The organism is Kribbella sp. CA-293567 (assembly GCF_027627575.1).
Lineage (GTDB): Bacteria > Actinomycetota > Actinomycetes > Propionibacteriales > Kribbellaceae > Kribbella.
On record NZ_CP114065.1, the window covers coordinates 2,529,641 to 2,553,874 of the forward strand.

Annotated in this window: 18 protein-coding genes; 11 read left to right on the plus strand and 7 right to left on the minus strand. The window is 66.0% G+C overall.

What is annotated here, in order from left to right; all coding sequences use genetic code 11:
* The first annotated feature begins 113 nt into the window (after window positions 1–113).
* The 3 genes from gatC to gatB are packed head-to-tail and all read left to right on the plus strand — an operon-like array spanning window position 114 to window position 3,417.
* A complete protein-coding gene (gene gatC / locus OX958_RS12180) occupies window positions 114–413 on the plus strand; it encodes an Asp-tRNA(Asn)/Glu-tRNA(Gln) amidotransferase subunit GatC (protein WP_270137415.1) in 300 nt (99 codons plus the stop codon).
* Window positions 413–1,918 (plus strand): Asp-tRNA(Asn)/Glu-tRNA(Gln) amidotransferase subunit GatA, encoded by a 1,506-nt coding sequence (gene gatA, locus OX958_RS12185; RefSeq protein ID WP_270137416.1) that lies wholly within the window; start codon window positions 413–415, stop codon window positions 1,916–1,918. The genes gatC and gatA overlap by 1 nt, the downstream gene beginning before the upstream one ends.
* On the plus strand, window positions 1,915–3,417 hold the full coding sequence (gatB, locus tag OX958_RS12190; RefSeq protein ID WP_270137417.1) for an Asp-tRNA(Asn)/Glu-tRNA(Gln) amidotransferase subunit GatB: 1,503 nt from the start codon (window positions 1,915–1,917) through the stop codon (window positions 3,415–3,417). The genes gatA and gatB overlap by 4 nt, the downstream gene beginning before the upstream one ends.
* Before the next feature lie 73 nt (window positions 3,418–3,490).
* On the opposite strand, the gene OX958_RS12195 is transcribed toward gatB, so the two are convergent.
* Both OX958_RS12195 and OX958_RS12200 read right to left on the minus strand, forming a co-directional pair.
* Window positions 3,491–3,958 carry a general stress protein gene (locus tag OX958_RS12195; RefSeq protein WP_270137418.1) on the minus strand — a complete coding sequence of 156 codons (468 nt, stop codon included), beginning with the start codon at window positions 3,956–3,958 and terminating at the stop codon, window positions 3,491–3,493.
* Between the two features lie 103 nt (window positions 3,959–4,061).
* Window positions 4,062–5,186 carry a PQQ-dependent sugar dehydrogenase gene (locus OX958_RS12200; RefSeq protein WP_270137419.1) on the minus strand — a complete coding sequence of 375 codons (1,125 nt, stop codon included), beginning with the start codon at window positions 5,184–5,186 and terminating at the stop codon, window positions 4,062–4,064.
* Between the two features lie 218 nt (window positions 5,187–5,404).
* Between OX958_RS12200 and OX958_RS12205 the strand changes: the two genes are divergently transcribed.
* From OX958_RS12205 to OX958_RS12225, 5 genes are all read left to right on the plus strand, one after another.
* A complete protein-coding gene (locus OX958_RS12205; RefSeq protein WP_270137420.1) occupies window positions 5,405–6,133 on the plus strand; it encodes a peptide deformylase in 729 nt (242 codons plus the stop codon).
* Window positions 6,134–6,436: 303 nt separating this feature from the next.
* Entirely contained in the window at window positions 6,437–9,220 is a 2,784-nt protein-coding gene (locus OX958_RS12210) for a LamG-like jellyroll fold domain-containing protein (protein WP_270137421.1), read from the plus strand.
* A gap of 20 nt (window positions 9,221–9,240) precedes the next feature.
* On the plus strand, window positions 9,241–15,933 hold the full coding sequence (locus tag OX958_RS12215; RefSeq protein WP_270137422.1) for an RHS repeat-associated core domain-containing protein: 6,693 nt from the start codon (window positions 9,241–9,243) through the stop codon (window positions 15,931–15,933).
* On the plus strand, window positions 15,933–16,478 hold the full coding sequence (locus OX958_RS12220; RefSeq protein WP_270137423.1) for a hypothetical protein: 546 nt from the start codon (window positions 15,933–15,935) through the stop codon (window positions 16,476–16,478). The genes OX958_RS12215 and OX958_RS12220 overlap by 1 nt, the downstream gene beginning before the upstream one ends.
* 193 nt (window positions 16,479–16,671) lie before the next feature.
* Window positions 16,672–17,154, plus strand: a complete 483-nt coding sequence (locus tag OX958_RS12225; protein ID WP_270137424.1) for a hypothetical protein — start codon at window positions 16,672–16,674, stop codon at window positions 17,152–17,154.
* On the opposite strand, the gene OX958_RS12230 is transcribed toward OX958_RS12225, so the two are convergent.
* The 3 genes from OX958_RS12230 to OX958_RS12240 all read right to left on the minus strand — a co-directional run bounded on the left by OX958_RS12230 (window position 17,135) and on the right by OX958_RS12240 (window position 18,907).
* Entirely contained in the window at window positions 17,135–17,464 is a 330-nt protein-coding gene (locus OX958_RS12230) for a hypothetical protein (RefSeq protein WP_270137425.1), read from the minus strand. The genes OX958_RS12225 and OX958_RS12230 overlap by 20 nt on opposite strands.
* A 190-nt stretch (window positions 17,465–17,654) precedes the next feature.
* Window positions 17,655–18,116 (minus strand): nitroreductase/quinone reductase family protein, encoded by a 462-nt coding sequence (locus OX958_RS12235; protein ID WP_270137426.1) that lies wholly within the window; start codon window positions 18,114–18,116, stop codon window positions 17,655–17,657.
* 11 nt (window positions 18,117–18,127) lie between these two features.
* Window positions 18,128–18,907 (minus strand): glucose 1-dehydrogenase, encoded by a 780-nt coding sequence (locus tag OX958_RS12240; protein ID WP_270137428.1) that lies wholly within the window; start codon window positions 18,905–18,907, stop codon window positions 18,128–18,130.
* 136 nt (window positions 18,908–19,043) lie between these two features.
* Between OX958_RS12240 and OX958_RS12245 the strand changes: the two genes are divergently transcribed.
* Window positions 19,044–19,682: a TetR/AcrR family transcriptional regulator gene (locus tag OX958_RS12245; protein WP_270137429.1), complete on the plus strand. Its 639-nt coding sequence runs from the start codon at window positions 19,044–19,046 to the stop codon at window positions 19,680–19,682.
* Window positions 19,683–19,746: 64 nt separating this feature from the next.
* On the opposite strand, the gene OX958_RS12250 is transcribed toward OX958_RS12245, so the two are convergent.
* A complete protein-coding gene (locus OX958_RS12250) occupies window positions 19,747–21,036 on the minus strand; it encodes an SAM-dependent methyltransferase (protein WP_270137430.1) in 1,290 nt (429 codons plus the stop codon).
* Window positions 21,033–22,412 (minus strand): FAD-binding oxidoreductase, encoded by a 1,380-nt coding sequence (locus tag OX958_RS12255; protein WP_270137431.1) that lies wholly within the window; start codon window positions 22,410–22,412, stop codon window positions 21,033–21,035. Before OX958_RS12255 ends, OX958_RS12250 begins: the two co-directional genes overlap by 4 nt.
* A 210-nt stretch (window positions 22,413–22,622) precedes the next feature.
* Here OX958_RS12255 and OX958_RS12260 point away from each other — a divergent pair, with 210 nt between their 5' ends.
* Both OX958_RS12260 and OX958_RS12265 read left to right on the plus strand, forming a co-directional pair.
* Entirely contained in the window at window positions 22,623–23,186 is a 564-nt protein-coding gene (locus tag OX958_RS12260; RefSeq protein ID WP_270137432.1) for a TIGR03086 family metal-binding protein, read from the plus strand.
* A 60-nt stretch (window positions 23,187–23,246) separates the two neighbouring features.
* Complete coding sequence (locus tag OX958_RS12265; protein WP_270137434.1) at window positions 23,247–24,176, plus strand: 2-hydroxyacid dehydrogenase; 930 nt, start codon at window positions 23,247–23,249, stop codon at window positions 24,174–24,176.
* Window positions 24,177–24,234 lie beyond the last annotated feature (58 nt).

A 24,234-nucleotide genomic window follows, 5' to 3' on the forward strand; every position in this document is an offset into this window, starting at 1 on the left:
ACCGGAAATACAAGTGTCACAACGGCCCACTAGGATGGGCCGGTCCGTAGGTAGGTGCGGGTCTGCCGGACCGCACCCTGCCGGCAACTCGCTGTAGACCATTGGAAACCTTCATGCCATCGATTACCCGCGATGAGGTCGCGCACCTGGCGCGACTGGCGCGGATCGAGCTCACCGAAGACGAGCTCGACCACCTCGCTCCGCAGCTCGAGCAGATCATCGGCCTGGTCGCCCAGGTCAGTGAAGTGGCTGCCGAGGACATCCCGCCGACGTCGCACGCCCTGCCGCTCACCAACGTGATGCGCGAGGACGTGAACGTTGCCTGCCTGACCCCGGAGCAGGCGCTGTCCGGCGCCCCGGCGGCCGAGGAGCAGCGTTTCCGGGTGCCGCGGATCCTGAGCGAGGAGGCGTGATGAGCGATCTGACCCGTAAGACCGCGGTCGAGCTGTCGGAGCTGATGAGCTCCGGCGAGACCTCCTCGGTGGAGATCACCCAGGCACACCTGGACCGGATCGGCGCGACCGACAGGGCCGTGCACGCGTTCCTGCACGTCGACACCGAGGGCGCTCTGGCCCAGGCCGCCGACGTCGACGCCCGCCGCGCGGCGGGCGACGAGCTCGGCCCGCTGGCCGGCGTACCGCTGGCGCTGAAGGACGTACTGACGCAGGACGGCGTACCGACCACCGCCGGCTCGAAGATGCTCGAGGGCTGGAAGCCGCCGTACGACTCGACCGTGGTGAAGCGGCTGAAGGCGGCCGGCATCGTGATCCTCGGCAAGACCAACATGGACGAGTTCGCGATGGGCTCGTCGACGGAGAACTCGGCGTACGGGACCACCCACAACCCGTGGGACCTCGACCGGATCCCCGGTGGTTCGGGTGGCGGCTCGTCGGCCGCGATCTCGGCGTACCAGGCACCGCTGGCGATCGGCACCGACACCGGCGGCTCGATCCGTCAGCCGGCTGCCTTCACCGGCACCGTGGGCGTCAAGCCGACGTACGGCGGCACCTCGCGGTACGGGCTGATCGCGCTCGCGTCCAGCCTGGACACCCCCGGCCCGTGTGCCCGGACGACCCTCGACGCGGCGCTGCTGCACGAGGCGATCGCCGGCTACGACCCGATGGACTCCACGTCGATCAACCAGCCGGTGCCCGCCGTGGTCGAGGCGGCTCGCAGCGGTGACGTGACCGGTCTGCGGATCGGGGTCGTCAAGGAGCTCGGCGGCGAGGGTTACCAGCCGGGGGTCGAGGCGCGCTTCCACGAGGCCGTCGAGCTGCTCACCAAGCTGGGTGCCGAGGTCGTCGAGGTGTCCTGCCCGCACTTCCAGTACGCGCTGCCGGCGTACTACCTGATCCTGCCGAGCGAGGCCTCGTCCAACCTGGCCAAGTTCGACGCGATGCGGTTCGGCCTGCGGGTCGGCGACGACGGTCTCAACGACGCGGAGCAGGTGATGCGGCTGACCCGCGAGGCGGGCTTCGGCCCCGAGGTCAAGCGCCGGATCATGCTCGGCACGCACGCGCTGTCCAGCGGGTACTACGACGCCTACTACGGCCAGGCGCAGAAGGTCCGCACGTTGATCGCGCGGGATTTCACCCAGGCCTACGAGCAGGTCGACGTGCTGGTCTCGCCCTCGACGCCGACCACCGCGTTCGAGATCGGCGCCCGGGTCGACGACCCGATCGCGATGTACAAGAACGACCTCTGCACGATCCCGTCCAACCTGGCCGGCAACGCCGCCGCGTCGTTCCCGATCGGTCTCGCCGAGGAGGACGGCCTGCCGGTCGGCTTCCACGTGATGGCCCCGGTGATGCGCGACGACCTGTGCTACCTGGTCGGCGCCGCGCTCGAGTCGGCCTTCGCCGACCAGTGGGGTGGCGTGCTGATGTCGAAGGCTCCGGAGCTGGAGGTCACCCGATGACTGTGGTTGCTGATGTGCTGACCATCGATGACGCCTTGGCGCAGTTCGACCCGGTGATGGGCCTGGAGGTCCACGTCGAGCTGAACACGAAGTCGAAGATGTTCTGCGGCTGCCCGACCGAGTTCGGCGCCCCGCCGAACACGCAGACCTGCCCGGTCTGCCTGGGACTGCCGGGCGCGCTGCCGGTGGTGAACGGCCGCGCGATCGAGTCCGCGATTAAGATCGGCCTGGCGCTGAACTGCGAGATCGCCGAGTGGTGCCGGTTCGCCCGGAAGAACTACTTCTACCCGGACATGCCGAAGAACTTCCAGACCTCGCAGTACGACGAGCCGATCGCGTTCGACGGCTGGACCGAGGTGGTGGTCGACGGCGAGACCTACCGGATCGAGATCGAGCGCGCGCACATGGAGGAGGACACCGGCAAGTCCACCCACGTGGGTGGCGCGACCGGTCGCATCCACGGTGCGTCGCACTCACTGGTCGACTACAACCGGGCCGGTATCCCGCTGATCGAGATCGTCACCAAGACGATCGAGGTGCCGCCGGCCAAGGCCGCCGCGGTCGCCCGGGAGTTCGTCAGCCAGTTGCGCGACCTGCTGCTGGCGCTGGACGTCTCCGACGTCCGGATGGACCAGGGCTCGCTGCGCTGCGACGCGAACGTGTCGCTGAAGCCGTCCGGCTCGACCACACTGGGCACCCGGACCGAGACCAAGAACGTGAACTCGTTCCGCTCGGTCGAGCGGGCCATCACCTACGAGATCACCCGGCAGGCCGCCGTACTGGTTGCCGGAGGCAAGATTCTCCAGGAGACCCGGCACTGGCACGAGGACACCGGCATCACCACCTCGGGCCGGGAGAAGTCGGACGCCGACGACTACCGGTACTTCCCCGAGCCGGACCTGGTCCCGGTCGCTCCGGCGCGTGACTGGGTCGAGGAGATCCGCGCGACCCTGCCGGAGGCGCCGCCGCTGAAGCGCGCGCGGTTGCAGGCCGACTGGGGCTTCACCGACCTGGAGATGCGCGACGTCGTCAACGGCGGCGTGCAGACCCTGATCGAGCAGACCGTCGCCCTCGGGGTCGCACCCGCCGCCGCCAAGAAGTGGTGGCTGGGCGAGCTGGCCCGCGCGGCCAACGAGGCAGGCAAGGACGTCGACACCCTCGGCGTCGGGCCGGCGGAGATCGCCGAGGTGCAGAAGCTGGTCGACTCCGGTGACCTGAACGACAAGCTGGCCCGGCAGGTCTTCGACGGTCTGGTGAAGGGCGAGGGCACCCCGGCCGAGATCATGGCCGCGCGCGGTCTGGCGCTGGTCTCGGACGACTCGGCGCTGCTCGAAGCGATCGACCGGGCGATCGCCGCCAACCCGGGCGTCGTGGAGAAGGTCAACTCCGGCAAGCCGGCCGCGGCCGGTGCACTGATCGGCGCGGTCATGAAGGACATGCGGGGCCAGGCGGACGCCGCCAAGGTCCGTGAACTGCTGAACGCCAAGCTCGGTATCTGAGCTTCGCCGAACGAGCGCCGAGCTCCGGTACGACGTACCGGGGCTCGGCGCTTTGCGTTCTGGTGACGACCCGTCAGGCGGCGCGGGCGGGTGGCGGATCGAGCAGGGATCGCGCGACCGAGGCATCCGCTGCCGCGCACCGCACTTCGTACCGCGCGGGCACGACCTCGGTGGAGACAGCGTCCGGACGGTTTCGGATCAGCCCCCGGAAGAACCCGGTGAGGGCGCCGATGATCACGCCGTAGACAGCGCCCCACAGGACGACGACGAGGCCGGTCAGGTTCGTGTCCGCCACCAGGGTCACGAAGATCGCCGCCAGCAGGCCGATGCCCAGCCCGGACGCGGCGGTCCTGGCGGTCAGCCTGGCCACCGAACTCTCCGCGGGTCTCTCGGCCAGGACCAGGTCGGCTCCCACGACGGCGAGGCTGTCGGCCGTCATTCCGGACGAACGCAACCGCCGTACCGTCGCCTGCGCTTCGGCAAAGCTCGGCGTCGCGACGATCACCGTGTCATGGACCAGAACCTGCGCAGCGGACCGCAACCCTCTTTCCTTCCCCTCGCCGGACATCTCCACTAGTACCAGCCTGGTCCAACTGGAAACGTGTGATGAGCAAGGTCACGCCGAGAGGCCCGGCCGATTGTCGTCAGCGGGAGACGGTGACGCGAAGGATGCGGTCGTCGCCGGACTTCACGTCGCCACGGCCGTCGGTGTTCGAGGTGGTCAGCCACAGGGAGCCGTCGGGCGCGGTCTCGACCGTACGGAGCCGCCCGTACCGACCTTCGAAGAACGCCACCGGCGTACCGGTGCTCTTGCCGCCGGCGACCGGGATCGCCCAGAGACGTTCGCCGCGCAGGCCGGCCATGAAGACGTGTCCCTGGCTGAACGCGATGCCGCTGGGAGAGGCGTCGGCCGTCGACCACTGCCCGATCGGATCGACCATCCCGTCCAGTTGACTGACCCCTTCGGCGGCGGGCCAGCCGTAGTTCGACCCCGGGGTGATGGCGTTGACCTCGTCCCAGGTGTTCTGGCCGAACTCCGCGGAGTACAGCTGGCTGCCCTCGAACGCGAGCCCCTGCACGTTGCGATGCCCCTTGGTGATCCACAACCGGCCGTCCGGATTGCCCGGTGCCGCCTTGCCCTCGGTCGTGATCCGCAGGATCTTGCCGCCGAGCGACTCGTCGTTCTGTGAGTTCGGGCGATCGCCACCGTCACCCGTACCGGCGTACAGGAAACCGTCGGGACCGAACCTGATCCTTCCGCCGTTGTGGATCGCCGCCTGCGGAATCCCTTCCAGGATCACCGTCGGCTCGCTGATCGCGCCGTTGGTGTAGTTCAGCCGCGCGATCCGGTTGTCGTCGCTGCTGGAGTAGTACACGTACACATAGGGCCGCTTCGGGTACTGCGGATCCACCGCGATCCCGAGCAACCCACCCTCGGAGGACGGATCGACCCCCTCGACCGTCCCGACGTCACTGACCTGACCGCCGACGACCCGCTTGATCTTCCCGCTGTCCCGCTCGGTCACCAACGCACTCTTGTCCGGCAGGAACGCCAACCCCCACGGCACCTCGATCCCGGTCGCCACCGTCCCAGCCACCGCAAGCTTCACCGCACCACCAGTAGGCGCAGCACTGCTCGGCGACCCACTGGCCGCCCCGTTCGGCGACGAGGTCGAAACCGACGGCTGCGCGTCCCCGCCCCCGTCCGAACACCCGGCAACCAGCCCGGCCACCACCACCGCGGCACCGACCCAACGTCCCTTACCCATGACCACCACCCATCCCTCGACCCATCCCCAGGCCCCCAAGGTATCGACCACTCCAACGCCCGAACGCCGACCGCGTTACTCGCACGCTTTCAACGGGCCCAGTACCCGAGGGACCCCACCCGACGTACACCGCTGGGATGCATCGCGTTTCACTCCAGTACGTCGCCGTCTCGCTTCTGATGAGATAGTCGCCCGAGCAACCGACAGCGGGAGAGCTTGTGAACCTCAGCAGACGCACACTGCTGGCCGGTACGGCGGCAGCTCTCCCGCTGTCCGCCACCGCCCAGATAGCCGCAGGAGTCGGCCGCCGAACCATGAACACCGTCAAGGCCCAGATCACCCGACTGGTCGACCAGCATCGCGATGGCGTAGCTCCGATCGTCTCGGTCGGAGATCCCGTATTACGCCAGGTGGCCGACCCGTTCGATGGCCAGGTCGACGACACCCTCCTCGCCGAGTTCATCGCACTTCTGCAACGCACCATGCGAGCGGCTCCCGGCGTCGGCCTCGCCGCCCCACAAATCGGCGTCCCGGTGCGCATCGCAGTACTGGAAGACCCGGCGACGGTCTCACCCGAGGTAGCCGAAGCCCGCCACCGCTACCCCTTGGAGTTCTTCGCCGCCATCAACCCCACCTACCGCCCCAACGGCTACAAACGCCGAGGCTTCTACGAAGGCTGCCTCAGCATGCCCGGCCACACCGCCGTGGTGAACCGCCCGTACTCCGTCCACGCCACCTACACCGACCCCACCGGACACTCCCACCGCGAAACCTTCACCGGCTGGCAAGCCCGCATCGTCCAGCACGAAACAGACCACCTCCACGGCACCGTCTACGTGGACAAACTGGAACCCCGCTCGTTGTCCACCACCCAGAACTACCTGGACAACTGGAACGACCCAGTCCCCACCCGAGCCGCCCGGGCGCTCCGCTTCCACCTCGACTAGCGTTCGGCCGGCGGGAGGTGGAAATCCTGATGATGAGTACTTGGCCGCACCCTCCGCTTGGGATCTACAGCGCTGGGATTCATCGCCCAGCCGCCCGTCCGCCAGCAAGACCTGGCCACCCTCGGAGGCCCAAGAATCGTACGGAGCACTTCGAGGGCCAGTGTGACCCAGATCACCCATGCGATCGCCAGATCGGCCAATTGCATGGGTGAACTGTATGGGTTGTACATGTTCATCACCGTTTGCGACTTCTAGGATCCGTAGCGCATCTGTGGCTCGGGGGAGTCGAAGAGCGGTGGGGCTATGTACCGGAGGACTCTGCCTACGGGCAGAAGAGCAGGAACGCGACGTGCGATAGCGGCAGTCTGTGCGCTGTCATTAGGGGTTCTGGGTTGGCTCAGTGCCACGCCAGGCACCAAGGACCAGACAGCGGCCGCTGCGCCGACGAGTGCCGCCGCCGATGACAAGTCGGCCACGACAAGGGCCAAGGCATCCGGCCAGCGGGTCGAGGTGCTCCGTAAGCGCACCGAGTCGGAGCAGACTTTCGCCAACCCGGACGGAACCTTCGTTCTGGAGCAGTCGAACGTGCCTGTGCGGACCAAGAAGGACGGCGACTGGGTCGACCTGGACGCGACGCTTTCGACGGGTACAGACGGCCGGGTCCGTCCGAAGGCGGCCTCCCTCGACATGAGCTTCTCCGGTGGCGGTACCGACCCACTGATCTCGATGAAGTCCGACGGCCACGAGCTGAAGCTCAAGTGGCCGGGCACGCTGCCTGAGCCGGTGGTCGCCGACGACGCCGTCACCTACCCGAACGTTTTCCCCGATGTCGACCTGAAGATCACCGCGTCGACGAGTTCGTACCGCGAAGTACTGGTTGTTAAGACGCCCGAGGCCGCCCGCCTCCCACAGTTGCAGAGTCTCGATCTGGCCCTGGAGGCACCGGGCCTGAACGTCGCCGAGGCACCAGGCGGGGCCATCCTCGCCAAGGACGGGCTGGGCAAGGTGATCTTCACCGGCCCGGCACCGACGATGTGGGACTCCCGGGGCAAGACCCAGTCGTCGGCCGACCAGGACCGTACCGAGGCACCGATCGACGGTGACAAGATCGTCCAGATCCCACTTGAGGTCGACAGTGACTCGCTGAAGATCAGTCCACCCGCCACCCTGCTGAACGACACCGCGGTGAAGTACCCGTTGCACATCGACCCAGGATTCGGCACGCAGCAAGGCCGGGCCATGATTGACGGGGCGCACCCGACGAGTTCCTACTGGAACTGGACCGGCACGGAGGGCGTCGGCTACCAGAACTTCAGCCCGCCCACCCGCAAACGCCTGATCTACAAATTCACGATCGCCGGCCTGACAGGCGCCCGCGTCATCGGAGCCCAGTTCAGCGCCTACGAAACCTGGTCCGCGAGCTGTACCAAGCGCGAGGTTCAGGCCTGGAAGACCGCCGCTATCAGCACCGGGATCAACTGGAACAACGGCTCCGGCTCGAACGTCTGGCTGAAGGAACTCGACTCCGTTGTCGATGCCGCCGGGTGGAGCAGCGCGTGTTCGCCGAACGGTAAGTGGCTCGAGTTCAACGTCCTGACCGCCGTTGCCGAACAGGCTGCGGCGGGGAGCGGCTGGCTCCACCTTGGCCTCCGTGCCAGCGAGACGGACGCTCTGTCCTGGAAGCGGTTCAGACCGGACGCGAAGATCTCCGTCACCTACAACCACATCCCCGCCATCAAGAGCATGGCGACCAGCAATCCGACCATGGGTTGCGCTCCTGCGACGGCCCCCGCGATCGTGAACGCACGTAACCCGATCCCCAAGGTCACCGTCCAGGACATCGACCGGCAGCCGACCTCGGTCGGGTTCGAGTTCTGGACCAACAACCAGACGCCGGCCAGATGGCGAGGCGCGAGCCTGACGAAAGTGAACGGCGCCGGGGTCCTGTTCATGCCGCAGGCCCAGGTCACCATGCTCAGTCCGAACAATCTCACCGGCTGGCGGGCGCGTGCCTGGGACGGATACGACTACTCGCCCTGGTCGAAGATGTGCTACTTCTACATCGATACCACCGAGCCGCCGATTCCGACCGTCACCGTCGAGGGCTCGGACACGACGACCTTTCCACTCAACCAGCCGGTCACCGTCAGCCTGTCGAGCACTCGGGCGGACACCAACTACTTCAAGTACACAATCGATTCCGAAGAGCCGACCAGTGAGGTCGTCCAGGTTTCTCCGGGGACCTTCACCTTCACCCCCAGGCAGCCGGGACCGCTGGTGATCCGCGCGTGGAGCTTCGACCGCGCAGGCAACCGCAGCGTGAAGTACGGCGAGGAACGCATCAAGGTGGCGACCGGAATCACCAACGGTCGTTGGTTCATGAACGAGGGCACGGGAACAGTTCTGGCCGACGGTAGTGGAAAGCGGCACTCGCTCCAGTTGGGCACGGGGCAGTGGACGACGGGGGATCGCTGGTTCGAGGACGAAGAGGCGCCGGTCGTTGACCACGCGGTGGCGCTGAACGGCAACGCGACGGTGGCTTCGGCCGACCCTGACATCGTGGATACCAGCAGGAGCTTCACCGTGAGCGCCCGGGTGGCGATCGGTACCAAGACGACGCGCCAGGTCGCGGTCAGCGAGGATCGGGCAGGGTCCGGCGGCTTCACTCTGGGCCTGCAAAGTATGGATCTGGCGGATCCCGGCGAGCCGAAGGCAAGCTGGTCGTTCTCGATCCCGGACCCGAACGGAACCGGCCAGGTCACGGTCGTGTCGGCGGCCCGTGCCTACAGCCCCGGTGACTGGGTGTACCTCACCGGCATCTACGACTCGACCCGCCGGGAGTTGAGCCTGCTCGTCGACGGCAACGACGTGACCCCACCGCTGAAGATTGGAGCCGACGACGTACCGATCTCCCTCCTGCCGGGAATCAAGCCCGCGCCCGACGGCACCGGACAGTTCCGGGTCGGATCAGCCCTCGTCAACGGTACTCAGAGCTACTTCCTGAACGGCAAGGTCGATGACGTCCGGATCTATCCCGGGCCGATCGACGAGGACACGATCGACCAAGACGCTCTGGAGACTCCGTGACAGCCCGAGGACGGAAACGCATGCACAGGTCGCGATCTGCCAGGGCTGCCCTGGTCACCGTGCTCGGTGTCAGCCTGATCGCCGGAGTGGGGACCTACGTTCCGGAGGCCGAGGCGAAGACACCGTCGCGGCCGGCCCCAGCCGTCAAGCAGGAGAAACCCACACCGGGCAAGGATTTCCAAGCTGGTCAGACGCGGAACCGTGCCGGTGAGCAGTCGGCCGAGGCGTCCAAGCCGCAGCCGAGGCCGGAATGGCCGGCGGCGTCGACCTCGGTCGTCGGCACTACGGTCGGGAAGTCGGCCCCGAACGGTCAGCGGACTGTCTCGCCGGTCTCCGTGACTGCTGCGGCAGCCGGTACGGCGAATGCGGCAACCCTTGCACCTTCGGTCAAGATCGATGTGTTGAGTCAGGCCGAAGGCGCCCGCCTGGGTGTCGAAGGCGTCGCCATCCGACTGGCTCGGACCGATACGCAAAAAACCGCTGCCAAGACCAAGGTGAGCGTCGACTACTCGAAGTTCGCGTCGGCGTTCGGCGGCAACTGGTCGAACCGGCTGCGCATCGTCGAGCTGACCTGCGTCGCGGGCGGAGCCTGCAGCGAGAAGCGGGTACTGCCCGGCGCCGGCAACGACAGCCAGAAAAAGACCGTGTCGGCCGATCTCGACCTGCCCGCAGTACCGGCTCAGGGAGTTACCGCGAAAGCGGGCACCGCTTCCTTCATTACACTGGCCGTCGCAGCGGGTGCCTCCGGTTCTGCCGGCTCGTACGCGGCGACGCCGCTGGCCGCGTCCTCCACTTGGAATGTCGGCGTACAGACCGGCGACTTCAGCTGGAGCTATCCGTTGCGAGTGCCGCCGGGGACAGCCGGACCGCGACCGGACCTGTCGATCGGGTACAGCTCCGGATCGGTCGACGGTCAGGTTGCCTCTAGCAACAACCAGACGTCGTGGGTCGGTCAGGGGCACTCGCTCGAACCAGGCTTCATCGAGCGCAAGTACGTGTCCTGCGCGGACGACATGGTGAACAGCAACACGACGGTCAAAACCGGTGACCTGTGCTGGAAGACCGACAACGCTGTGTTGTCCCTCGGCGGTCACTCCGGCGAACTCGTCAAGGTCGCGGCTGACACGTTCAAGCTGCGCAACGACGACGGATCTCGGATTCAGCGCGTCTACTCCGCTGGCAACGCCAACGGCGCCCGCGCGGGGGAGTACTGGGTGGTCACCACTTCCGACGGTACCCACTACTACTTCGGTAGCAACGTGACCATCTCGGGGACCGATCGGACCAACTCGGTCAATACCGTGCCAGTCTTCGGCAACCAGGTCGGCGAGCCCTGCCGCGCGGCGACCTTCGCCGCCTCGTACTGCCAGCAGGCTTGGCGGTGGAACCTTGACCGCGTCGTCGATGTCAACGGCAACCTGATGACGTACCGGTACATCCAGGAGAACAACTACTACGGCCGCAACAACAACACCGGCGTATCGCTCTACCAACGGGCCAGCTACCCCTGGATCGTCGACTACGGCAAGGTGACGGCGACCGAGACGACGAAGGCCGCGCCGGCGCGAGCCTGGTTCGAGGTCGCGGAGCGGTGTCTCCCCGGCGGAGCGGTCACTTGCGCACCCGCTCAGCTGACCGCGGCGAATGCCGCCAACTGGCCGGACGTACCGTTCGACCAGATCTGTACGTCGGCCACGTCCTGCCCCAACCGCACCTCACCGTCCTTCTTCAGCCGCAAGCGCCTGGCGAAGGTGAACACCGAGACGCTCAACGGCAACGGCTGGCTGCCGGTCGACACCTGGACCCTGACCCAGGACTACCCGCCGTCCGGCGACACCGATCGTTCGCTGTTCCTGCGGTCCATCACTCACCAAGGGCGCGCCGGCGGAACCCTGACCAATCCGTCGGTTTCCTTCGTGGGGATCGACAAGCCGAACCGCGTGGACGCGATCGGTGATGCCGCCCCGGCCATGAACAAGTGGCGGGTCTCCTCGATTTCCTCGGAGTCTGGGCAGGTCACCAACGTCAACTACAGCGCTCCGGACTGCACACCCACGACGAAGCCCGCCCTGGCGGACGCACCGACGAACACGAAGCGATGCTTTCCCGTCTACTGGACGATCGACGGAGGCGTGGAGCCGACACTGCACTGGTTCAACAAGTACGTGGTGACCAGTGTCGTCGTCGCCGACAGCAGCACGGACGGGTTGGACCAGGGCACGTTCTACGAATACCTGGGCACTCCCGCTTGGCACTTCGACGACAACGAGCTCACCTTGCTCAAGTACCGCAGTTGGGGCGACTGGCGCGGCTACTCGAAGGTCAACGTGGAGACCGGCCCGGCGAACCACCGGACCCGAACCCAGTACACCTTCTTCCGCGGCATGCACGGTGACTACCTCAACCCGCAGGGCACCGCGAAGAAGACGGTCAGTGTCACCGACAGCCAAGGCGATGCCATGCTCGACGCGCTTCGGCTGAACGGTTTCACCCGCGAGCAGATCACCTACAACGGTGCAGGCGGCCCGGAGGTCTCCGGGACGATCAGTACTCCCTGGACCAAGCAGACCGGTGCCGGCGACGGCGCGGTCTCGACCCTCCTGCAGACCAAATCGACCTCCGTCCGGACCCGGCTGAGCAGCGGAGCCTATCGGACGGTCGGCACGGCGACCGAGTTCGACGACTTCGGGATGCCGGCCTCCGTCGACGACTTGGGCGACATCGCCGTGGCCAACGACGATCGTTGTACGCGCTTCACCTACAACCGGAACGAAGCGCTGCAGATCCTCGGCACGGTCAGCCGGGAAGAGAAGGTGTCGGTCGGGTGCAGTGCCACCCCCAACCGGCCGACACAGGTGATCTCCGACGAACGCTCGTACTACGACGGAAACACGGATCTCAACGCGGCTCCGGTCGACGGCCTGGTCACCAAGGTCGAGACGATGAGCGGCTGGTCCAACGGACCGCAGTACGAAGAGCGGTCGCGGACGACGTACGACAGCCTCGGCCGGGTCAAGGAGACCCACGACGGGCTGGGGCGCAAGACGAGTGCGGTCACCTACACGCCTGCTACCGGCGGACCGGTCACCGGTCGCGCGGTCGCGGATGCGAAGGGCTATGTCAGTTCGACGATCATCCACCCAGCCTGGGGTGCGACGGTCGCGGAGGTCGACCCGAACGGTCGTCGTACGGACCTGACGTACGACGCTTTCGGGCGGCTGACCGGGGTTTGGCTGCCGAACCGGTCGAAGGCCGGCGGCGCGACCGCATCGATGCTGTTCAGCTATCTCCTGTCGAAGACGGCTCCGAATGTCGTTGCCACGCAGGAACTGCTACCGAACGGCACTTACAAGACCAGCAGGACACTGTTCGACGGACTTCTGCGGCAGCGCCAGGTGCAGACGCCGGCAGCCACCGGGGTCGGCCGGGTTATCGCGGACACTACGTACGACTACCACGGCAACGTCGCGACGCAGACGGGCGCGTACTACGACGACAAGTCAGCGCCGACCAACACCCTGTTCGATGCCAACGAGCCGAACCTGCCGGGGCAGACGGTGAACACCTACGACGGCGCCAACCGTCCGGTGATCTCGGTCTTCAACGTCCAGGGGCACGAGCAGTGGCGGACGCAGACGATCTACGGCGGCAACGCTACCGCTGTCATTCCGCCGTCCGGTGGCACGACGAGCATGCAGCTCTTCGATGCTCGTGGGAAGGTGAGTGAGCTACGGCAGTACCACGGTGCCGCCGCGGGTGGAGACTTCGACTCCACGAAGTACAGCTACAGGCCGGACGGTCAGCTGGAGACGATCGTCAACGCCGCGGGCAGCGTGTGGCGGTACGCGTACGACATCCGAGGTCGGCAGATCTCCTCGGCGGATCCGGACAAGGGCACCACAACCTCCACGTACGACAACGCGGACCGGTTGGTCTCCACGAAGGACGCCCGGAACCAGTCGATCTTCTACTCCTACGACGAACTGGACCGCAAGACGGCGGCCCGCAGCGGTTCGGCGACCGGTACCGTGCTCGCGTCGTGGGTCTACGACACCCTCGGCAAGGGCCTGCTGACTTCGTCCACCCGAACGGTCGATGGCAACAACTATGTCAACGCGGTGAACGGCTACGACCTCCTCGATCGTCCGATCGGGACCAGCGTCACAATTCCGGCCTCGGAGGGCAAGCTCGCCGGGACCTACAGCGCGACGACGACGTACAACCCGGACGGCAGCGTCAACAAGGCGAAGCTGCCGACCACTCCAGGTCTCCCGGACGAGACGATCACGATGGAGTACGACGCCTTCGGGAACGCTGACGGTATCGGCGGCTGGCAGTCGTACGTGGCCGGCACGAAGTACGGCGAGTACGGCGATCCGCTGCAGTACCGGATGGGCCAGGCGTCGGAGAAGTCGATCTATCAGTCCTTCGAGTACGAGCAGGGCACTCGCCGGCTCGCCAAGATGGATGTCGACCGAAGCACTGTCGCCGCCGCCGACGACACCTTCGACTACACCTACGACGACGCCTCCAACGTCACCTCGGTGACGCACACGATGGGCGCCACTGTGGACCGGCAGTGCTACGCGAACGACTACCTCCGTCGTACAACGGAAGCGTGGACGCCTGCGGGAACCTGTGCAGCAGCGCGTTCCGCGGCCATCCTCGGGGGACCTGCGCCGTACTGGCAGTCCTACAACTACGACAAGTCCGGCAACCGCACGAGCATCGTGGACCACAAGGTCGCCGGCGACTCGACATCCACCTACACCTACCCGGCCGCCACTGCCGCTCGTCCGCACGCGGTCACCGCCGTCAACGGCTCCGGCCCTGGCGGCACCTCGGTCGACAACTACGGCTACGACGCCGCTGGAAATCTGTCCTCCCGGACCGTCGGCGGCGACAGCGACACCCTTGCCTGGGACGCCGAAGGCCACCTTTCATCGGTCTCCGGTCCTGCGGGTGACACCGACTTCATCTACGACGCGGAAGGCAACCGCCTGATCCGTCACGATCCGAAGGGCTCGACGCTCTACCTGGCCTCGGCCGAAGTCCGCTGGGACAAGGTGACCGACAAGGTGAAGTCGACCAGGTACTACGACTTCAACGGCAAGACAGTCGCGATGCGCAACGATGCCCTCACGGTCGAGTACCTGATGGCGGACCCGCAGGGAACTTCGACCGTCGCCGTGGATGGCTCGACCACGGCGATCTCCCGCCGCTACATGGACCCGTTCGGCAACAGCCGCGGCGCCCCGTCCCCAACCTGGGAACCGAACAGCCACGGCTTCGTCAACGGCGTGGACGACCCCTCAACTGGCCTGACCCACCTGGGCGCCCGAGAGTACGACGCCAAACTGGGCCGGTTCATCAGCGTCGACCCTCTGGTCGACATCGCCAACCCTCAGACTCTCAACGCCTACTCCTACTCCATCGGCAACCCGGCAACCTTCAGCGACCCCGATGGCCTGATCGTCAAGCCCGAGGGTGGCCCTCGGCCGGTGGTCCCGACCGTCACCAAGCCCGAGAGGAAGAAGACAAAGACCACTGCCCCTGCCGAAGCAGCCCAAACCGAGGCAGTGCAGCAGGCCGTCGCCGCGGTAACCCACCACCGTGAGGTCAAAGAAGAAGCCAAACGAGTCATCAAACGAGTCATCAAGGACCTCGTCAAAATCGTCGCCGACGAGATCGGCGTAACCGACGCCCTCAACTGCTTCACCGACGGCGACCTCGGCGCCTGCGCCTCGACCGGCGTGACAGTCCTGTCCTCCTTCGCCGGCGGCGTGGCCGGCAAACTGGTCAGCAAGTACCTCTTCCATGCCAAGAAGGCCTGGAAACTGGTCGGCCGAATAAAGGACCTGATCGGCGAGGCCATCGACGGCATCAAGGGATACCGAAAAGCAGAAGAAGGACTGCGCAAGGCAGAGGAAGCCGTGTCTGCGGCTTGTGTCACAAACTCCTTCACTCCGGGCACTTTGGTTCTGCTCGCTGATGGCAGGCGAAGAGCTATCGAAAGACTCACGACCGAGGATGTAGTCCTGACAAGTGACCCCGTGGCGCGTGAGACAACGGGGGGACGCATCGCACGCACGATCGTCGGAGAGGGTTCCAAGGATCTCGTAGATATTGAACTCACTACGGCCTCACCTGGCGGTATGCGCACCGTCGCGACGATCACTGCGACAGTTGGACACCCGTTCTATGTCCCAGAATTGGCGCGTTGGGTGGATGCTGGTGAGTTGTCAAGTGGCGTCAGGCTGGAGAGTCTCAATCGCCAGGCGATTGTGACGGTCAACTCAGTTCGCCGCTATTCCGCCCAGGCTCGAGTGCATAATCTGACCACCGGAAATTTCCACACTTACTATGTTGCGGCGGGGAATTCTTCGGTGCTGGTGCACAATTGTCCGGCTGGCGGATCAGGGGAAGCGGTTAAGCGGAGTCGCGGTCAAGACTTGTCCCGAGATCTCAGTGCCGTAGGCGATCATTCCGTTTTCGAGAGAGGCGAAGATGGCGTCATTGCTCGCTATCAGACCTTCATCAAGAATGACAGAAATCCAGTCGGGTGGGATAAGGGCCCAAGGTTTCGCGGAACCGGCGGGAATCATGCAGGTATGAGTCCGCCCCTTTATTACCCAACGGGAAGAGGGCGTGCAATCGAAGGGAAGGATGTACCTGATAGAATTCCTAGAGGTTATCTTTCGGGAGGGAATTAATGAACCGCGCTGCTATTTCACAACTCTTTCGCCAAATTTTCCCTGACGTAGATTCAGACAACCTCGCGGCATATTATGGTGACGCTGGTCATGCGGCTGGCGCATTGATGTACGGCTGGCTCTATTGGCCTGAATTGCTTGAATTGTATGGTGCGATATTCGTGACGCCTGATCAGGGTGGCAGAGAGTATGTGACGGAGCGGCTCGGTGTGCCGGTTGGTGACAGGAATCCAGAATGGCAAGATCTGTCTTGGATTGAAGCTGTCAATAGCTTCAATTGGTTCGAGGTGGCTCATTTTTTCCGTAGTTGGAGTGGGGCTGACGAGTTTGAGAGCGAACTCCATCAAGCTCTGGGGGAGACTCTCGTAAGTGTTTGGGGTGCCAGACTCGCCACCGGGTATCCTGATAGGCAGTTCTCGGTGACGCTGGCGGAGCCCGACGACTCCGTAGGCTGGCGGATCGAAGTCACGCAGGAGTCGCCCGTCCTGGTGACTCCAGAGCGCTGGGACCCCCGTCGGCGGGCGATCATTGCACCAGAGATCTGACCGAGAAAGACGGACTTCTGCAGCCTTTGTCCGATCAGAGCAGAGGCTGCAGACCGACTTGTGGTAAAGATTGCGACCGCATGAAAGTAGTGAACCATGCCGCACGAGACGACGGTGCGCCGAGGGCCTGGGGGACCTCAACGCCGTGAGAGTAAGGCTAAGTATCCATGGCGCGCGCGACGAGATTCTTTCGATGGCGTATTCATGGGCGACGGAATCGAATCTGTCTTTAGTTGGAGAGCAGTTCTTTCCAAAATACCGAGTGGCCCTTCTGAGCGGGTTGAATGAAGTCTCTCCGTCCAACGATCAGATTAAAAGTCTGAATCGAACTTTCCTTGCATCTTGGGAATGTTTGGCTTTCAGTCGATTCAGGGTTGGCGTCGTGGATAAGAACCCGGATGGCCTGTTGATCGCTCTTGGAAGCGAGGAAGTCAACGGGTTGCGCGAAACTCTCTTGGGTGCGATGACTGACAATATGGCTGCGATGCTCCTATGGAAGAAGCTGCGGGGCCGCGCGCGGAGGTCGATGAGGAAAGGCGCCTGGATCGTGAACACAGCTGTGGGCACTCGTGTGCGTGACGATGCTCATTTGTATACGCCGGGCGCCAAAGAATTGCAGGATCGAGGTCTTCCAATCTTGGGGTCGAGCGACTGGATCAGATTTGACCTGACGTAGAGGTCGCTGGCTGGAGGATCTTGGGCCGGGCGCTGCTCAACAGCAGCGCCCGGCTCAACGGAACAGGCCCGCCGATCGAGGTGGCCGGAGCGGCCAGTTGACGCAGATGACAGCCCACCTCTTCGGTAGTTGGAGTGGGTGAAAACGGCAGTCCGACAACCTTCTGCGAGCCCGAAGCTCTGTTCGCCAGGCTCGAAGCGAAGCGCTTGAACAGGCCGTCGCCAAGGTCACCCACCACCGCGAAGTAAAAGACGAAGCCAAACGGGTCATCAAGCGTCGTAGTGGGAATCGTCGCCGATGAAATCTGCATTGGCCTACTGAGTCGATCAGTGCGGTCATCAGGTCCCGGCCATGGTGGCGGTCTGCGGCGCGGTGGGCGGCGATCACCCGCTGGTAGTGAGACCTCGACATCTATCCGCGCCACAGCTACACCTTCATCGGGCGATGAGCCGCGCTGACCGCTAGTCCTGGGAGTAGGTCAGCTGTTGAGAGATCCGCGGTTACGGCTGGTCGGGGAAGCTGATGCGCATCAGTCGGCTGTCGGCCCAGTCTTCGAGGCGGGTCGGCCGGATGGTGCCGGGGTCGTGGGGCTGGTTGAGATCCGCGACGATCGCCGCCAGCACGGCCTGGCGTTCGGCTGGGTCGGTGACGGGTGTGGCCCGGGCCGGCAGGTCTGCGCGAATCCCGTTCTTGAGGTGGAAGGTGAAGGTGGGGTTGGTGAGGAGGTTCGCGTGCCAGTCGGTGGCGGCCCTGCCGGCGACGCTGCATAGGTAGGTGCTGCCCGCGGTTCGGTAGAAGAAGATATCGATGCGGCGTGGCCGGCCGGTGCGGCGCCCCAGTGTGGTGATGTCGATGATTCGTTCGCTGGTGCCTGCGGCGGGGGTGATCTCGATGGCGCGCCGGATGTGATCGGGCAGGTGCGACAAGGACGAGTCGCGTTCGGAGTCGTTCCGGTCGGTCATGTCTGGATCGTTCAGGCGGTCTGGGTTTGCAGGGCGGGTCCGAGGAGGAGTCCGCCGTCGATGACGTACTCCGAGCCGGTGATGAACGACGCGTCTGAGGACGTGAGGAACAGGAGCAGCCGGGTGACGTCGGCCGGCTCTCCGAGTCGGGGGATGGCGAACGGCTCGGGGGAGTAGAAGTCGGCGATTGCCGCGGTGGCGCCGGCTGCTGGTTCGTGGATGAAGGAGGTCGCGATCACGCCGGGGTGGATGGTGTTCACGCGGATGTGGTCGCGGCCGAGTTCGAGCGCTGCGGTTCGGGTGAGACCTCGCACGGCCCACTTGCTGGCGACGTACGGCGCGTAGTACGCCGTGCCGCCCAGGCTCATCGTCGAGGCGATGTTGACGATGGCTCCCCCTCCCGCGCGGCGCAGAACGGGGGCGGCGACCTTGATGCCGAGGAAGGTCCCCGTGAGGTTGACGTCGAGGATGCGTGACCAGGTGGATTGGTCGGTGTTCTCGATCGGCACCGGCGGGTTCTGGACGCCGGCGTTGTTGACGAGCACGTTCAGGGCGCCGAAGGCGCTCTCGGCGGCCAGCACCGCGGTGGACCATGAGTTCTCGTCGGTGACGTCGAGGTGGATGAATCGAGCGCGGGCGCCGAGTTCGTCGGCGAGCGCGGCGCCGCGCTCGGCGTCGATGCCGCCGATCACCACGTTCGCTCCCTCGGCGTGAAAGGCGCGGACGTGGCTCGATCCCTGGCCACCGGTCCCGCCGGTCACGAGCACGGTCTGGTCTTCGAAGCGGGGCATCAGAAATTCCTTCAGTACGGGGGCGACTGACCAGGTCATCAGCGATGAGCCCAGTGGTGAGCCAAGCGACTCACCACTATCGACAGTAGGTCGGCGGCGATGGTGAGTCAAGCCACTCACCTCGTATGCTCGGCTCATGAGCAAGGTCGTGACGACGTACCACCAGCGCATCGCCCAGGAGAAGCGCGCGCTGATCCTGACGGCCGCGACCGCACTGTTCCTCGAGCTGGGCTACGACCGGACCTCGCTGGCGCGGATCGCAGAGCGCTCGGGCGTCTCGCGGGCCACCTTGTTCAAGCAGTTTCCGACCAAGGCCGCCCTGTTCGACGCCATGGTCACCGAGTCCTGGTCAACCGCTGACGAAGAAGACCCTCCGCCGGCAGGCAACATCGTGAGTGGGCTCACCGCCATCGGTCGCCGCTACGCCGACCTGTTGAGCCGCCCCCAGATGACCGACCTGTTCCGGATCGTCATCGCCGAACTGCCGCGCTTCCCCGAGCTCGCCAACGCGCAGTTCTCGCACGGCAAGCTGCCCTACTTCGAATCCGTACGCGGCTACCTGCTCGCCGAGCACGAGGCGGGAACGGTGCGGATCGAGGACGTCGAGCTCGCAGCCACCCAGTTCCTGGGCATGATCTCCAACTACGTCTTCTGGCCGACGCTCCTGGTACCGGGCTGGGAGGTCAGCGCCGAACGCGTCACTCAGGTGGTCGACGAAGCCGTCCGCACCACCGCCGCCCGGTACGCCGCGAAGGCGCCGGGGGCTCGGTTCTAGCGGGTGACCTACCGACTTCTAACCTGGAGCGTCGTCGGCGGCGGTTGCGGACAGGTAGGCGCGGTCAGCTTCCCCAGGTGGGGCGCAAGGGGAAGTGGGCGTTGGCCTCGTCGTCGAGTTTCACGGCGAGGACCTGGTGGAGTTGGGTGTTGTTGCGTTCGAAGCCGACTTGGCAGGCAGCCAGGTAGAGGCCCCACACCTTGGCGGTGGCGTAGCCGACTTCGGCAACTGCTTCGTCCCAGTGGGTGACGAGGTTGTCCGCCCAGGCGGAGAGGGTCAGGGCGTAGTGCTCGCGAAGGTTTTCTTCGTGGCGGACTTCGAAGCCGGCGTCCTGGGCCTCGGCAATGACGCGGCCGGAGCCGATGAGTTCGCCGTCGGGGAAGATGTAGCGGTCGATGAAGGCGCCGGTACTGCGGTAGCGGTTGTCGGGGCGGGTGATGGTGTGGTTGAGAAGGCGGCCGCCGGGCTTGAGGCGGTCGAGGAGGAAGCCGAAGTACGACGGGTAGTTGCGGACGCCGATGTGTTCGGTCAGGCCGATCGAGCTGATGGCGTCGAAGTCGCGTTCGGAGACGTCGCGGTAGTCGGAGAAGCGGACTTCGGCCAGGTCTTCCAGGCCTTCGCGCTTGATGGCTGCTTGGGCCCACTCGGCCTGGGCTGCTGAGAGGGTCACGCCGATAGTCTTGACGCCGTACTCGCGGGCCGCGTGGCGGACCATGCCACCCCAGCCGCAACCTACGTCCAACAACCGTTGGCCGGGCTTCAGGTCGAGCTTGCGGGCCACCAGGTCGTACTTCTCGTACTGCGCCTCTTCGAGGGTGGCGTCGAGCGTCGGGTAGACGGCGCAGGTATACGTCATCGACGGGCCGAGGATGTACTCGTAGAAGGTGTTCGACACGTCGTAGTGGTGGTGAATGGCGGCCTTGTCGCGGCCGCGCGAGTGCCGCAGGCCCTCGAAGGTGCGGCGCCACTTCGGCAGGTGCTCCTGCGGCGGCGGGGGCGGCGGCTTCAGGTGGCTCCAGCCGAGGCCGCGGACGATCCGCAGAGCCTCCGACGGCGTCGGGCGCTCGAAGTGGACGTGGTTGAGCATCATCTTCATCAGCGGGTACGGGTTGCCCGGGTGGATGCCCTTGATCTCCAGGTCGCCGGAGACGTAGGCGCGCACGAGGCCGAGGTCACCGGGGGCGGTGAGGACATAGGACAGGCCTCGCTCGGTGGCCAGATGCATGTGGATCGGGGAGTCCTCGGGGCCGGTCGCGCTGCCGTCGTACGCGGTGAAGTGGAAGGGGAGCCCTTCCGGCGCCACCGCTGTGAGCGCTGCTGCGATCGAAACCTGCGTCGAGACCGTTGCTGTCATCGGCGCGTCACCGCCTTCTCGTAGAGCCCGGTGAGCCGGGCGTCGGGGTCGTAACGTTCTTTCACTGCGGTCAGGGCGGCAACGTTGTAGAGCCGGTCGAAGGTCTCTCGGTCGTAGTAGGCGTCGGAGTACAGCGACTTGTGCCCGTCGAACTCCGCGACGGCGGCCTCGATCCGGCGGTTCACGTCGCCGTCGGCCGCGCCGGGCGCGATCGCGACGGTGCCCCAGAAGCCCACGTTCACATAGGTTTCGCGGGGCTCGAGCGGATAGAGCGGCCAGGACTCGGAGCCACGCAGTCGCAGCGGGCAGAGCCACACCGGCCGCATCCCCACCTCGGCGTCGAACCAGCGCAGGAAGCCGGCCAGCCGCGACGCCGGGATCTCCACGTCCTGGATCACTCGCTCGCGATCCGGATTGCCGCGGCGCCGATTGATGCGGGCGGCAACCTGATGACGGTTCTCCAGGCCGATGAGCTTGTGGTAGACGTCGCTGCGCCGGAGCCGGCGCGGCCAGATCCGCCGGACATAAGGGTTTTGCGCACCGAAAGCAGCCGAACACCAGAACCAGTCGGTGTCCCAGCGCCACAAGTAGTCATGGGCGGTCAGTGCATCGGTCGATCGTTGCTGGATCGACCGATAGAAGATCTCCCGACCGGTGTAGTCGCTGACCTGTACTGCGGTGTCGCTGTTGCGCCCCAGCGTCAGATACGCCTCGTCGGGGCTGAAGGCGACCCCGTCGACGAAGTGCACCGGCTCGCCGCCGTAAGTGCCGTCGGCAACGATCGACTCGATCGCGGGGCCGAGATCGTCCAGCCCGAGCCGCACGTGCCGGAGTGCGACGTACGGCGAGATGCGGTCGAGCTCGATCCGCAGCCGGGTGGCGTAGCCGAGCGATCCGTAGGAGTTGGGGAAGGTCCGGAAGAGCTCCGCGTGCTCGCCGGTCGGCCGCGCGGTGACGATCTCGCCCGCACCGGTCAGGATGTCGAGCTCCAGCACCGATTCGTGCGGCAACCCGGCCCGGAACGACGACGACTCGATCCCGAGGCCGGTCACGGCGCCGCCGAGGGTGATGGTGCGCAACTGCGGCACGACCATCGGCGTCAGCCCGTGCGGAAGGGTCGCGGCGACCAGGTCCTCGTAGGTGCACATGCCCTGGACGTCGGCGGTGCGGCCGACCGGATCGACCGAGATCACCCCGGTCAGCCCGGAGACGTCGAGGCCGGGTGTTTCGAGCGTCGTCCGGGGACGGAACAGGTTGGAGCTGCGCTTGGCCAGGCGGACCGGAGCTCCCGCCGGGATGCGCTGGTACGACGCCCGCAGGCGCCCTACCGCCTGATCGTGATCAAGAGTCGAGGCCAGATCAGATGTCGTGGGCACCGTTTCAGAGTACGACGGGAAACCGTCGGCGGCACGGAATTCTTCGTGCACTTCGACTGCACCTTAAGTGCACTCGAAGACCACTCGGCTCAGTGGTTCTACGCCCGGAAAAGTTTCTCCGGCCGGATGTCGAGAGCGCGAGCAAGGCTCCGACGTACCGGGTGCGCGAGGCCGGCCGGGCGTCGGGCAACCAGTGAAGGAGTGGCCGGGATGATCGATCTGCAGCCTGCCTGCGAGCGGCTGGGAGAGCTGGTCGCGGGAATCAACGATGACCAGTTGGCGGCGGGTACGCCGTGCGCGGAATACACCGTGAAGGATCTGCTCAACCACGTGGACGACGGCGCGCGCGGATTCGCGCAGGCAGCGAACAGTTTCGCCGCGGGTGCCCTGGCGGCGGACGGAGACGCGGGCGCGGCGCTGGACTTCGACGGCGAATGGCGGCAGGTGCTCGGGCAGCGACTGGAGGTGCTGGCGAAGGCCTGGAGCGACCCGGCGGCCTGGGCCGGCGAGTCCGATCTGGCCGGCCTGGCGCTGTCGAACGAGGAGTGGGGCAAGATCGCGCTGACCGAGGTCGTGGTGCACGGCTGGGATCTTGCGAAGGCGACCGGACTGCCGTTCGAGCTGCCGCCCGAGACTGTCCGGGCCTGCTACGAGCATGTCGCCGGGTTCCTCGTCGAGCCGCCCGTTCCGGAGTTGTGGGGGCCTCCGGTCGACGTCGCGACGGAGGCACCGCTGATGGATCGGCTGGTGGGCGTCGCGGGCCGGTGGCCGTAGTACGGCGTACGGGAAGTCGGCCGACGAAATCTGTCCGGAGGTGCGAGTAGGTTGCCGTGCATGGCTGATCTGGTGAAGACCTTGCTGCCGTGGAAGGACCCCGAGGGGTACCTCGGTGGGCTGCCCGCGGGCATCGACGCGCGGTACTACGCCGGCGGCGAGCGTCCGGCGCTCGACGCGGTCGAGTTCTACGTGCCGGACTACATGGGCTCGTCCGAGGTGGTCGAGATCGTCGCCGAGATGCCCGCGCTGAAGGTGGTGCAGACGCAGACCGCGGGCTTCGAGAATCTGTTGCCCTACCTGCGCGACGGAGTCACGTTGTGCAACGCGCGGGGTGTTCATGACGCCTCGACCGCCGAGCTTGCCGTCGGGCTGATCCTGGCGTCGTACCGGCGGCTGCCGCAGGCGGTGAAGAACCAGGAGCGCGGTGAGTGGCCATCGACGTACCAGGAGTTCGACGACTCGCTTGCCGATCGCACTGTGCTGATCCTCGGCTACGGCTCGATCGGGGAGGCCTTGGAGCGACGGCTGACCGGGTTCGAGTGCGAGATCATCCGGGTGGCGCGGCGGGCGCGGGAGGGCGTGCATCCGATCGCGGAGCTGCCTGAACTGCTGCCGCGGGCGGATGTCGTCGTGCTGCTGACGCCGGCGACTGCTGAGACGCGGGGGATGGTGGACGCGAAGTTCCTTGCGCAACTCAAGGACGGTGCGTTGCTGATCAACGTCGCCCGAGGCGTGGTGGTCGACACGGACGCGTTGCTGGCCGAGCTGACCAGCCAGCGGCTTCGCGCCGCGCTGGACGTGACGGACCCTGAGCCGTTGCCTGCCGGGCATCCACTGTGGTCGGCTCCGAACGTGCTGATCAATCCGCACCGCGGCGGCGCGTCGACGGCGTTCGCGCCGCGGGTCGCCCGGCTGGTCCGGGCTCAACTGGAGCGGTACGCCGCGGGCGAACCGCTGCTCAACGTCGTCGCGGGGCCGCCCCGATGACTGTGCTGTACTGCGCGGCGCGGGCCGCGTCGACCGACTGATCGCGGCGCCTGCCGCG